This is a genomic window from Bradyrhizobium sp. CB2312 (genome assembly GCF_029714425.1).
Classification (GTDB): domain Bacteria; phylum Pseudomonadota; class Alphaproteobacteria; order Rhizobiales; family Xanthobacteraceae; genus Bradyrhizobium.
In genome coordinates, this window is the sequence record NZ_CP121668.1 from 7,134,642 (window position 1) to 7,147,485 (window position 12,844).

Consider the following 12,844-nt stretch of genomic DNA (forward strand, 5'->3'; position numbering starts at 1 on the left):
GAGCGGTGTTGAGGAGCTTCAAATTACGGTTTCCCGCATCACGCGTCGGCAATCCATCTCGTATTCGAGATCGACCACCGGCGGGCGAGCGAAATGCCAGGTCAGGCCGGAGCGTAGCGCGCCGCGGCGGACCAGCTCGTCCACCAGCGCGTGGTGGAAGTCGTGCACGGAATAGGCCTGCACGCCGGTCGTGTCCTTCCAGCCAAAGCCGAACGCCGTCATCCGGTTCTCCATCTGCGACGTCGTGGTGAAGCGCACCTTTTCGCGCAGGCCCTCCGGGCTGAGATCGCGGTAGCGCACCGTGCGCTCGACATAGGTGCCGCCGCCCTCGCGCGCCTCGGCGCCGCCGGCAATCACGAAGGACGGCGCCTTCGATGTCGTCGGCCGCGTGAACGAGAACGCATAAAACGACGGCTCGGACGGCGGATCGATCTCCGGACAGACATTGCTGCGCGCCACCGGATTGGTGGTGCCGTCGAAGATGCCCCATTCCGACAGCGTCTTCACATAATGCAGATTGAACGCGCGAAAGCCCTCTTCGCTGAACGCTGCCGGCGAGCGCAGCTCGCAGGCGCAGAAGGCGGTCAATGGCCGGCCCGCCTCCTGAATATACTTTGCGGCCAGTGCAAATCCCTCCGCCAATGGCACCAGACGATCAAACCGGACGCGCTCGATCTCGTAGCCGTCGTTTGCGGCCGCGCCGGCCGAATACTGGAACACGGACGGGATGAAACGATAATTGCCGGCAGAGAAGTCACTGACCATGTCGAGCTCCTAGTCCAGTTGCATGCGGATACCCTTGGCGCCGTTGAGCAGGCGCTTCAGGTGGAAGCTGGCCAGCGGATCCTCGGCATGCATCCCCACCAGCGCGGCAAAGGCCGGCATGGCGGCGACATCGCCGGCCTCCATCTTGGCGAAGGCCTCGGAATAGAGCGCCGTCTCCGGCGCTTCGAATTGGGCCTGCGGCAGCGGCTCGAAGGCGCGCAACGGCTCGCTGCGTCCGCGCAGCATCAGCTCGCCCACGGGGCGGCCCTGAAAATTCTGCGCCGCCTTGGCAACGCTGGCGCTGACGCAGATGCGTGTGCCGAGATGCTTGTTGGCGGCTTCCAGCCGCGCCGCGATGTTGATGGAATCGCCATAGGCGGTGTAGTCGAAGAAGCGGTTGCCGCCGAAATTGCCGACCAGGGCTGGACCTGCGTGAATACCGATGCGCGTGGCGCCGAAGTTCACGCCCTTGGCGCTCTGGCGCGCACAAAAATCCTGCGCCCAGGCATCGAGATCATGGGCGCAGGCGACCGCGCGCGTCGCATAGTCAGGCTGATCGCCCGGCGCGTTGAACAGCACCTGGAGCGCATCGCCGATGATCTTGGCGACCGTGCCCTCATGCGCGAAGACGACCTCGGTCATCCCGCCGACATACTCGTTGAGGAGCTCGCCCAGCGTCTCGGGCGGCGCGCTCTCGACCAGCGAGGTGAAGCCGGTGATGTCGGTGAAGATGGTGGCGACCTCGCGCCACTGCACCTCGATCCCATCGCCCTCGCCGCTTGCCGCCAGACGCTTGGCAAGCTCCGGCGAGAAATGGCGCGACAATGCGGCATGGGCCCGCTCCGCCACCATCTGGCGGCGCCGCACCTCGCGCAGCATCTCGATGTGACGGATGGTCTTGTCGATCGTGGCTTCGAGGTCGGCGAAGTCGATCGGCTTGGTCAGGAAGTCGAACGCACCGCGGTTCATCGCGGTGCGGATGTTGCTCATGTCGCCATAGGCCGAGACGATAATGGTCGACTTCTTGTCCTCGGCCTCCTGGAGCTTTTGCAGCAGCGACAGCCCGTCCATGCGCGGCATGTTGATGTCGGAGACCACCATGTCGACCTGCGGATTCTGCTCGAGCGATTGCAGCGCCTCCAGGCCGTCGCGGGCGAACATGATGGCGAGCATCCCGTCGCGGATTTGCCTGCGGAATTTCTGCAGGACCAGCGCCTCGAGATCCGGCTCGTCGTCGACGAAGAGGATGGTCGCAGTCATGCTGCCTGCTCGAGCCTCGTGTCGATCTCCTGGCGCAGCAGCGCAAAGTCGATCGGCTTGGTCAAAAGCCCGACGGCGCCGCGCTCGATCGCCTTGCGGCGCGTCTCGGCATCACCATAGGCCGTGATCATGATGACGGGAACGTCGGGATGCTCGGCACGCACCTTGGGCAGCATGTCGAGCCCGCTCATGCCGGGCATGTTGATGTCCGACAGGATCAGGATCAGCGAGGGATCGCGCACCTCGGCGGCGAGCTTCAGCGCATCGGGCGCGGACGGCGCGAATTCCATCTGGAAACGGCCGGCGCGCAGGTCGCGCCGGAACTGCTGCCGGAACAGCGCCTCGACGTCGGGCTCGTCATCGACGACCAGGATGTAGACGTTCAACTCTTGCCTCCGGAAGTGCCGCCCGCCGCCATCATGCGCGGCAGGGTGATGATGAATTCGGTGAATACACCGGGTTCGGTGTTCACGTCGATCGTGCCGCCGTGCTGCTTCACGACGATGTCATGGCTCATGGACAGGCCGAGCCCGGTGCCCTCGCCGGCCGGCTTGGTGGTGAAGAAGGGATTGAACATCTTCGCCTTCACCTCCGCCGGAATTCCGGTGCCGTTGTCGCGGATCCGGATCTCGACCCCGCCGCCGAGATCTTTCGTGGCGGCGCTCAAGGTGGGCTCGAAGCCGTCTTGCGCGCTCTCCTTGCGCTTGGCGGACGCATAGAAGCCGTTCGAGATCAGATTGAGCAGGACGCGGGTGATCTCCTGCGGGTAGACATCGATCATGCCGGCGGCAGGGTCGAAGTCGCGCTTCAGCGTGACGTTGAAGGCCGGCTTTTCGGCGCGCGCGCCGTGATAGGCGAGATTGAGGCTCTCCTCCACGATCGCGTTGATGTCGCTGGGGCGATGCTCGCCGGAGCCTTCGCGCGAATGCAGCAGCATGTTCCTGACGATGGAATCGGCGCGCTTGCCGTGCTGCACCACCTTTTCCAGATTGCTCTTGAGCATGCCGGTCAGTTCGTCGATGTCCTCCTTCGTCTTGGCATCGAGCGACACGGCTTGCAGGGTGTCGTTGAGCTCGTCGATCAACTCGGTCGACACCGACGAGAAGTTATTGACGAAGTTGAGCGGGTTCTTGATCTCGTGCGCGATCCCGGCGGTGAGCTGACCCAGCGACGCGAGCTTCTCGGTCTGGATCAGGCGGTCCTGGGCGGCACGCAGATCGTCGAGGGACCGCGACAGCTCCCTTGTGCGCTCCTGCACTTCCTCGAACAATCGGACATTCTCGATCGCGATAAGGGCCTGATCTGCAAACGTCGTGGCGAGTTCGATCTGCTTCTCGCTGAAGGGCCGCACGACATGCCGCGTCAAGACGAACACGCCGATGGGTAGCCCCTCGCGAAGCAGGGGCACACCCAGCATCGTACGAACGTTGGAGCGTCTTCGCGCGGACGAAGGCGCATAGTCCGGGTCCGCCTGCACGTCCGGAACATGGACTGTCTTGCAATCGAGCAAGGTCCGGCCGACGACGCTTCCCCGCTCCGGTACGGAGGCAAACGTCCGAAGCTTGGTCTCCTGCTCAGCGTCAAGACCGCAGCTCGCCGCCAGATAAAACACGCCATCGCGCGGCCGGAAGATCGTTCCTTCGTCCGCATCACACAAGCGGGCGGCCGATGCGACGAGCGTGTCGAGCACGGTTTGCAAATCGAACGTCGAGCGGCTGATCACCTTCAGCACATCGGCGGTTGCGGTCTGCTGCTGCAATGCTTCCCGCAATTCGGCAGTCCGCTGCTCGACCTTGTTCTCGAGATCGGCATAGGATTCCTGCAGGCGCTCGCCCATGTGGTTGAACTGGTCCGCAAGACCCTCGAGCTCATCGCCGGTCTTGATCGAGATGCGCTGGGCGAAATCACCGCCGCCGATCCGCTCGGCGCCGACGCGCAGCGCGCCTGGATCGGTCCGACCATGCGGCGCGCCAGGAAAATCCCGGCAAGCACCGCGAAGATGGAGGCGACGAGCAGCACGAGCGCGAGACGCTCCAGCGCGGCATAGAGCGCCGCATAGGCCTCCTCGACCGGCAGCTCGACGAACATGGTCCAGTGCAGCGGCTCGATCGGGGCCGATGCGGTCAGCACTCTCTGTCCCTGGATGTTGCGCGCTTCGGCAAGCGCGCCCATGGTGTCGCCGCCGGCGAGCGCAGCGCGCACCTGCGCGAGGTTCGACATGTCGGTGTTGCGCAGGACAAGGCTGATATCGGGATGGGCGATCAGGCGCCCCTCCGGGCCGACGACGTAGGCGTGCCCGTGCTGGCCGACCTTGATCTGGGACACGACGTCCCAGATCAGCTTGAGATTGACTTCCGCGATGCTGACGCCGGCGTCCTTGCGCGACCCGGCCTGCGCCAGCGTCATGTAGGGCTCGGAATCCCTGCGGAAGTAGACCGGTCCGTAAAAGACCTTGCGCGCGACCGCCTGGGTGAACTTGGGGTCATCGGACAAATCGATCCCGCTGTCGATCGCGTCCATCGCGAGCCGCGACACGCGCAGCCGCTCTCTGCCGGTCGCGTCGACCTGGGCGAGCTCGGTGATCGCGGGCACTTGGCGCAGCAGCCGCAGCGCGTCGAACCGGCGCTGCTCGACCGAGCTTGCCGACCACGGCAGCTGCGTGGTCCAGCCGAGCTGGCTCTCGATCTCCTTGACGAACTGGCCGATCTTGGCCGCGGCCGCCTCGGCCTGCTCATGCTGGACGCGGATCAGCGAGGCCTTGTGTTCGCGATAATAAAAGAAGACCTCGAACAGCCCGTTGGCCAGCAGCGCGATGGCGACGACGGCCACGAACAGCGCGACATATTTGGTGAACAGCCGGGTCCTGATCCCTCGCCCCGCCGCCTCGCCGGACGCAACACCGCCCGCGGCCGCGCTCGGCAGCGTCCTGGCTTGCGGGGTGTCGGGATGGAGGGAGAGAGTCATATCCCGCCGAACCTAGCAAGAAGGCCCGACCTTGTCTCTCGTGCTCGCCCTAAGCCTTAGGGCGGACGCGGGCACCGGGACATAAAAAGGGCGGCAACGGACCCGCCGTTGCCGCCCTTCTCTCTTCGTTCGATTGTCCGCCGCCTCAGGTCGGCCGCAGCGCCTTGGCGTCGAGGTCGAGCGCGTTGACCTGCTTGTTCCGCTCGGAATCGGCGGCCGCGCGGTGGTCGGTCGCCAGCACCACGTAGACGGCGGGCAGCACGAACAGCGTGAACAGCGTGCCGATCGACATGCCGGCGACGACGACCAGGCCGATCGAGAAACGGCTGGCCGCGCCCGCGCCGGAGGCGGTCAGAAGCGGGATCAGGCCGGTCACCATCGCGGCCGTGGTCATCAGGATCGGACGGAGGCGGATGCGGGCCGCCATCTCGATCGCCGAGCGGCGGTCGAGCCGCTCGTTGACCTGGAGCTCGTTGGCGAACTCCACCATCAGGATGCCGTGCTTGGTGATCAGGCCGACCAGGGTCAACAGGCCGACCTGGGTGTAGATGTTCATGGTCGCAGCGCCGAAGAACAGCGGGATCAGCGCGCCGACGATCGCCATCGGCACCGAGATCATGATCACGAACGGGTCACGCAAGCTCTCGAACTGCGCCGCCAGCACCAGGAAGATGATGATCAGCGCAAAGCCGAAGGTGATCGCGAGCTGGTTGCCTTCCTGCACGTACTGACGCGAGTCCGCCAGATAGTCGTGGCTGAACCCCTGCGGCAGCTTCTTGGCTTCGCCTTCGAGGAAGTCGACCGCGGCACCGACGGTCACGCCGGGCATCGGCACCGCCGAGAACGTCGCCGAATTGAGCTGGTTGTAGTGAGTCAGCGAGTTCGGGTCGGTCCTGGTCTTGATCGAGACCACGGTCGACAGCGGCAGCTGCTGTCCGGTGTTGGTGGTCACATAATAGCCGCCGAGCGATTCCGGCGAGAGCCGCTTGCCGCGCGGCACCTGCGGGATCACCTGGTAGGAGCGACCCTCGAGGTTGAAGCGGTTGATGTAGTTGCCGCCGAGCAGGACCGCGAGCGTAGAGCCGAGGTTCTGCATGTTGACGCCGAGATCCTGCGCCTTGGTGCGGTCGATCGTGACCTCCACGCTCGGCTGGTTGTAGGCAAGGTCGCTGTCGGAGACGATGAACATGCCGCTCTTGCGCGCGGCGTCCTTCAGCTTCTCCATCTGCTCATAGACCGTCTGGAAGCTCGCGGTGGAGTTGATCACCATCTGCACCGGCAAGCCGCCCGGCCCGCCCGGCAGCGGCGGCAGGTTGAACGCGAACGCCTGCACGCCCTCGATCTTGGAGAGCTCGGCCTGCACCAGCGGCTTCAGCGCAATCGACGAGCGCTTGCGCTCCTCCCAGGGCTTGAGCAGCATGCCGGCGATGCCGCCCTGCGGGCCGTTGATGCCATTCAGCACGAAGCGCAGATCGGTCTCGGGGAACTTCTGGAATTCCTTGTCGAGCTTTTCGCCGTAGTAATCGACATAGTCGATGTTGGCGTATTTCGGCGCCTTGGTCACCGCGAACACGATGCCCTGGTCTTCCTCAGGCGCCAGCTCCTTCGAGGTGTGCATGTAGAGGAAGCCGACGAGCCCGAGGATCGTCACCGCGAACAGGCCGGTGATGGCCTTGTAGTCGAGCGAGCGGTCGAGCCTGCGGCCGTACCAGCGCGTCATCGCGCCGAACACGTTGTTGACCAGCTTGGCGAAGCGGCCCTCTTCGGTGTTCTTCAGCAGCACCGAGCACATCATCGGCGACAGCGTCAGGGCGATCACGCCCGACACGATCACCGAGCCCGCGAGCGTGAAGGCAAACTCGCGGAACAGCGAGCCGGTGAGGCCGCCGAGGAAGCCGATCGGGGCATACACCGCGGCCAGCGTGATCGTCATCGAGATGACGGGACCGACGATTTCGCGCGCGCCTTGCAGTGAGGCCTGGACCGGTGTCTTCCCCTCTTCCAGATGGCGATGGATGTTCTCCACCACGACGATGGCGTCGTCGACCACGAGGCCGATCGCGAGCACCATCGCGAGCAGCGTCAGCAGGTTGAAGCTGAAGCCCAGCGCCAGCATCAGGGTGCAGACGCCGATCATCGACAGGGGAATGGTGACGACCGGGATGATGACCGAGCGCAGCGAAGCCAGGAACAGGAAGATCACCACGATCACGATGATCACGGCTTCGCCCAGCGTCTTCTCAACCTCGTCGATCGAGGACTGGATGAACTTGGTGGAGTCGTAGGCGACCTTCATCTTCATCGACGGCGGCAGGTTGCGTTCCAGTTCAGGGAACAGCGCGCGGACGCCCTTGACCAGCGTCAGCGGGTTGCCCTGCGGCGTTGCCTGCACGCCGATGAAGATCGCGTGCTCGCCGTTGAAGGCGACGCTCGCGTCCGTGCTCTGGGCGGCAAGCTCAATGGTGGCGATGTCCTCCATCCGCACGAAGCCGCCGTCCTTGGCCTTGACGATCATCTTCTTGAACTGGTTGACGTCGGTCAGACCGGTGTTCGTCGAGACGTTCGAGACGATCAGATAGCCCTTGGTCTGGCCCGCCGCGGACTGGAAGTTGTTGGCCTGGATGGCAGCGGCAACGTCTGCCGGCGACACGTTGCGGCCGGCCATCTTCACCGGATCAAGCCACAGCCGCATCGCAAAGGTCTGACCGCCGAGAATGTCGGCCGAGGCGACGCCGTCGACGGTCGACAGCACCGGCTGCACCACGCGCGTCAGATAGTCTGAGATCGCCGAGCCCGACAGCTCCTCGGACGAGAAGCCGAGATACATCACGGCCGTGGTCTGGCCCGTGGTCTTGGTGACGATCGGGTCGTTGGATTCCTTCGGGATCAGGTATTTGACCGAGTTGGTCTTCGCCAGCACCTCGGTGAGCGCCTGGTTCGGGTCGAAGTTCAGCTTGATGTAGACCTGGATCGTCGAGGTGCCGAGCACCGAGGACGAGGTGATGTAGTCGACGCCCTCGGCGGAGGCGACCGCCTGCTCGATCGGGGTGGTGATGAAGCCCTGAATCAGGTCCGCGGACGCGCCCGGATAGACGGTCGTGATGTTGATGACCGTGTTCGACAGCTTCGGATATTGCCGGATCGGTAGCACCATCGCCGCGCGCAAGCCGATCAGCAGGATCAGCAGACTGACGACGACCGACAGAACCGGGCGCTTGATGAAAATATCGGTAAAGGCCATCGCGGCGATCTCGATTTCTTTGTCTCAAGAGACGTGATCCGGCCGGGCCGGATCACGCGAGGATGTTGTCAGTAGCGAGGCGGCTGCGCCGGGATCGCCGGAGCCGGATCGGTCGAAATCGACACCGGCGCGCCCGTTTGCAGCTTGAGCTGGCCAACGGCGACGACCTTGTCGCCGGGCTTCACGCCCTTGATGATCTCGACGCGACCGTCGACCCGGTTGCCGGTCTGCACGAAGGTGCGCACCGCGGAGAGGCTGGTCTTGCCGTCCTCTGCCTTCTTCTCGGTGATCACGAACACCGAGTCGCCGTACAGCGTGTAGTCGACCGCCGTCTCCGGCACGGTGATCACCGCCGGCTTGTCCGGCAGCACCACCGTGGTGGTCACGAACATGCCGGGCTTGAGGATCTTCTCGGGATTGGCGATCGTCGCCTGCACGCGGATGTTGCGGGTGTCGGTGGCGATCTGCGGCTCGATCGTGGTGATCTTGCCCTCGAAGCTGCGGCCCGGATAGGCGTCGACCTTCAGCCGAACGGTCTGGCCGACCTTGAGGCTGCCGGAATCCTTTTCGGTCACCGTGAAGTTGGCCCACAGTTCCGACAGATCGGTCAGCGACACGATCGCCGTGCCGGCCGTCAGATACTGGCCGACTTCGACCTTGCGCATGCCGAGATCGCCGGAGAACGGCGCGCGCACCAGCTTCTGCGAGATCAGCGCTTCGGTCTTGGCGATGCCGGCCATCGCCTGATCGTAAGCGGCCTGCGCGGTATCGACCGTCGCCTGCGGACCGAACTGGCGCGAGGCCAGCTGCTTGGCGCGGTCGAGCGACAGCTGCGCGACGGTCGCCTGCGCCTTGTAATTGGCGAGGTCGCCCTGCTCTGGCGTGTCGAACATTTGCACCAGCGGCGTGCCGGCTTCGATATGCGCGCCCGGCTCGAACTTGATCTCGGTGACGCGGCCATTGACGTCGGCGCTGACGTCGACCTGGTGCACGGCGACAAGGCTGCCGACCGCGGTGAGCAGGTTCGGCACGACCTCCGACTTCGCCTCGGCGGCGCTCACGGCGACCGGTGGCGGCTTGTTGTTGGCGAAGAACTGCTTGATCATCTGGCCGCGGAAATAGTTGAACCAGACGAGCCCCCCGACCAGCAAGCTCAGCAGCAGGCCGACGATGATGAACCAGCGGACCGGTTTCACGGGCCGCTTCGGCGCCTTGTCGATCGGTTCGCCCGATATCTTGTGTTCAGCTACGATGTTCATGTCATGCACTTTCTGCAATCGCCGCCTTGCCGGCACCCGGCGCCAAAGCGCGGCCCAGATGCAAAGCAATTGCGGCGTCGTTAAGTCCGATACCTCTCAGGAGAAACTCACAGAGCTGGCGCTCGAGATCACCAGCCTTGCCGTAGGCGAGACAGGGCGTGGCTGGCAGCCTGGTCAGCGCCGCCATCATCACCGTGTGATGTGCGAACCAGAACAGGTTGAGCGGATCGCCGCTGAATGGCCGCGCGTCCCCGGCGCCCACCGCGCGCTCGAGCGAGGTGACGAACACCGCGCCGATCAGCGTCTCGATCTTGGCATATAGCAAACGGGCGAATTCGCCGTCATCCAAATGGCTCGTGGCCATCAGTCGCAGGCGCTGCGCCTCTTCCTGGTCGGGCCCGTCGGCGGTCTCGAGGAAATGCTCAACCATGCCGCGGATCAGCTCGACCAGGGTCGCCGTCGACGGCTGCCGTTCGAGCAGATCGATCAGCGCCGGATCCGCTTCGCATTCGTCGCTGAGGATTTCCGCGTAGAGCGCCGCCTTAGACGGGAAATGCTTGAACAGCAGCGCTTCGGAAATGGCAGCGGCGGCCGCCACGCTCTTGGTCGTGGTGCCGTTATACCCATGTCGTGCAAAGCAGCGTTTTGCGGCACCGAGGATCAATTGACGCCTCAGGTCGCTCGTCATTCGCAATGAGCTCATGTTAGTGAGTAAGCACTCACCCACGCAAAAGTCAAGCAGAATGCTGCGTCGCAACCTAGATGCGTTATAAATTCAGTGGAAATCGACGCGGCCTGCACGGGGCGCGTGCAGGCCGGCGATGGCAGCGGAATCAGGAGGTCCGGCCTAGATGGGCTGGAAGCCGAGGTCGCCGCGGATTCGGTTGAGGATGTAGGTCCCGTCCCGGGTCGGCAGGATCCGCTCGAGGCTGGCGTTGTCGATCTTCACATTGGCGAAGCGCGGCCCGGCGGAGACGTCGTGGACGGCTTTGGCGAAGGCCTCGACCTCGGCCATGGTGGTCACGGCCCGGCTGTCGGCAATGCCGCAGGCCCTGGCGACCCCGACGAGGTCAGCGGCGGCCGAGGTGTGGCTGGTCTGGCCGCCGGTCTCGCCATAGGCCTCGTTGTCGAGCACTGCGATCGACAGGTTGGACGGTTTCTGCAGGCCGATGGTGGCAAGGCTGCCCATCCCCATCAGCATCTCGCCGTCGCCGGTGATGACCAGCACCGGCAATTTGGGCTGCGCCAGCGCAAGGCCCAGCCCGATCATGGCGGCGCCGCCCATGCCGCCCCACAGATAGAAATTGCGGGCGTGGTCGCCGGCCGCGCAGATGTCGTTGGTGGAGGCACCTAGCCCGCCGATCGCGACGACGTCCTTGCGGTTCGCCAGCAGCGCGGCGACCACCTGGCGGCGATCGAGGAGATTGGCTTTGGTCATTTGGTGAACACCTTGGCGCCGATCAGGCGCTGCGATAGCAGGACGGCGGTGGGCGTGAGCGCGTTGTAGGCCTGCGCGGCGGCCGCCTCCATCACGGCCGGCACTTCGGCCGCGTTCGCGGCGCGCAGCACCTGGACGCCGGAGAGCTCGAACACGCCCTGCGTGGTCGACCCCATCGGCACCTGCCACGGATTGAACTCGCCCCACTCGCCGCGCATGGTCACGAGCGTGAGGAACGGAAAGCGCAGGATCGGGATCAGCGAGAGCATGTTGATGCAATTGCCGACGCCGCTCGATTGCATCAGCAGGACGCCGCGCTGTCCGCCGGCCCAGGCGCCGGCGAGTAGCGCCACGCCCTCCTCCTCCGTCGTCAGCGGAATGCCGCGCATCGCGGATGAGCCCAGCACGCGCTGGATCAGCTTGGAATGGCCGGCATCAGGCACGTAAGGCACCTGCCGGACGTCGAAGCGTTGCAAGGTCGCGAAAATATCGTCGGGCCAGTTCGGGGCCGTGTCGGCAGCGTCAGCGCGGGCGTGCATTTTCCTGTCCGGTCGGCTTGCAAATCACGGCACGACTGTAGACGGTGCGCCGAGCCGCTCGAAAGAGCGAAAACAGCATAACGGTCTCAACCGGCGAGTATGGCGGATGAACGCAAGTGCGAAAGAACTGGCGGCCAACTTCGATCTGGAGAAGCTGACGGCGGAATTCTACGACGATCCCTATCCGACCTATCGTGCACTGCGGGAGAACGAGCCGGTCAAGCGCCTGCGCAACGGCACCGTATTCCTGACCCGCTATGACGATCTCGTCACCACCTACAAGAACACGAAGTCCTTCAGCTCGGACAAGAAGCGCGAGTTCGCGCCGAAATACGGCGACACCCCGCTCTACGAGCACCACACCACCAGCCTCGTCTTCAACGACCCGCCGGCCCACACCCGCGTGCGCCGCCTGATCATGGGCGCGCTGTCGCCGCGCGCGATCGCGGGGATGGAGGGCGACATCGTCAAGCTGGTCGACGGCCTGCTCGACGCCATCGCCGCCAAGGGCCATTGCGAGATCATCGACGACTTCGCCGCTTCCATTCCGATCGAGGTGATCGGCAATCTGCTCGATGTTCCCCATGACGAACGCGGGCCGCTGCGCGACTGGTCGCTTGCGATCCTTGGCGCGCTCGAACCCGTGGTGTCGCCTGAAGTCGCCGCGCGCGGCAACAAGGCGGTGACCGATTTCCTCGCCTATCTGGAAACACTGGTGGCGCGCCGGCGCGCGAAGCCCGGCAATCCCGAGCGCGACGTGCTGACGCGGCTGATCCAAGGAGAAGGTAACGGTGAGGAGAACGGCGAGCGGCTGACCGAGAAGGAGCTGCTGCACAATTGCATCTTCCTGCTCAATGCCGGCCACGAGACCACGACCAACCTGATCGGCAACGGCCTCGTCGCGCTGGACCGGAATCCGGACCAGAAGCAGCGGCTGATCGACAACCCCGACCTGATCAAGACCGCGGTCGAGGAGATGTTGCGCTACGAGAGCTCGAACCAGCTCGGCAACCGCATGACGACCGAACCGGTCGAGCTCGGCGGCGTCATGCTCGAGGCCGGCACGTCGGTGACGCTGTGCATTGGCGCTGCCAACCGCGACCCCGTGCAGTTTACCGACCCCGAGCGCTTCGACGTTGCCCGCACGGCGAACCGGCATCTCGCCTTCGCCACCGGCGCGCATCAATGCGCCGGCATGGCGCTGGCGCGGCTGGAGGGGGCGATTGCGATCTCGCGCTTCCTGGCGCGCTTCCCGGACTATGCCGTCAACGGCCAGCCGGTGCGTGGCGGACGGGTGCGGTTCCGCGGGTTCTTGAGCGTGCCCTGTGCGATCGGGTGAGGCCTCGAAACAAAAAGGTCGAAAACAACCCCATGCACA

Annotated in this window: 9 protein-coding genes and 1 pseudogene; 1 reads left to right on the top strand and 9 read right to left on the bottom strand. The window is 64.8% G+C overall.

The window, feature by feature from the left end:
- Window positions 1-18: 18 nt before the first annotated feature.
- From QA642_RS34720 to QA642_RS34760, 9 genes and pseudogenes are all read right to left on the bottom strand, one after another.
- Window positions 19-765 carry a hypothetical protein gene (locus tag QA642_RS34720; RefSeq protein ID WP_283080910.1) on the bottom strand — a complete coding sequence of 249 codons (747 nt, stop codon included), beginning with the start codon at window positions 763-765 and terminating at the stop codon, window positions 19-21.
- 9 nt (window positions 766-774) lie between these two features.
- The gene (locus QA642_RS34725; protein WP_283080911.1) at window positions 775-2,025 is read right to left on the bottom strand and encodes an adenylate/guanylate cyclase domain-containing protein; all 1,251 of its coding nucleotides are present in this window, start codon (window positions 2,023-2,025) and stop codon (window positions 775-777) included.
- Complete coding sequence (locus QA642_RS34730) at window positions 2,022-2,411, bottom strand: response regulator (RefSeq protein WP_283080912.1); 390 nt, start codon at window positions 2,409-2,411, stop codon at window positions 2,022-2,024. The genes QA642_RS34725 and QA642_RS34730 overlap by 4 nt, the downstream gene beginning before the upstream one ends.
- Window positions 2,408-4,989 (bottom strand): annotated as a pseudogene (locus tag QA642_RS34735) (cache domain-containing protein). Before QA642_RS34735 ends, QA642_RS34730 begins: the two are co-directional and overlap by 4 nt.
- A 145-nt stretch (window positions 4,990-5,134) precedes the next feature.
- The gene (locus QA642_RS34740; protein WP_283080913.1) at window positions 5,135-8,230 is read right to left on the bottom strand and encodes a MexW/MexI family multidrug efflux RND transporter permease subunit; all 3,096 of its coding nucleotides are present in this window, start codon (window positions 8,228-8,230) and stop codon (window positions 5,135-5,137) included.
- Window positions 8,231-8,298: 68 nt separating this feature from the next.
- Window positions 8,299-9,489 carry an efflux RND transporter periplasmic adaptor subunit gene (locus QA642_RS34745; protein WP_283080914.1) on the bottom strand — a complete coding sequence of 397 codons (1,191 nt, stop codon included), beginning with the start codon at window positions 9,487-9,489 and terminating at the stop codon, window positions 8,299-8,301.
- Window position 9,490: 1 nt separating this feature from the next.
- The gene (locus QA642_RS34750) at window positions 9,491-10,192 is read right to left on the bottom strand and encodes a TetR/AcrR family transcriptional regulator (protein ID WP_283087036.1); all 702 of its coding nucleotides are present in this window, start codon (window positions 10,190-10,192) and stop codon (window positions 9,491-9,493) included.
- A 144-nt stretch (window positions 10,193-10,336) separates the two neighbouring features.
- Entirely contained in the window at window positions 10,337-10,927 is a 591-nt protein-coding gene (locus tag QA642_RS34755) for a thiamine pyrophosphate-dependent enzyme (RefSeq protein ID WP_283080915.1), read from the bottom strand.
- A complete protein-coding gene (locus QA642_RS34760; protein ID WP_283080916.1) occupies window positions 10,924-11,466 on the bottom strand; it encodes a phosphonopyruvate decarboxylase in 543 nt (180 codons plus the stop codon). Before QA642_RS34760 ends, QA642_RS34755 begins: the two co-directional genes overlap by 4 nt.
- A gap of 106 nt (window positions 11,467-11,572) precedes the next feature.
- On the opposite strand from QA642_RS34760, the gene QA642_RS34765 reads away from it, so the two are divergent.
- Complete coding sequence (locus tag QA642_RS34765; RefSeq protein WP_283080917.1) at window positions 11,573-12,805, top strand: cytochrome P450; 1,233 nt, start codon at window positions 11,573-11,575, stop codon at window positions 12,803-12,805.
- Window positions 12,806-12,844: the final 39 nt, after the last annotated feature.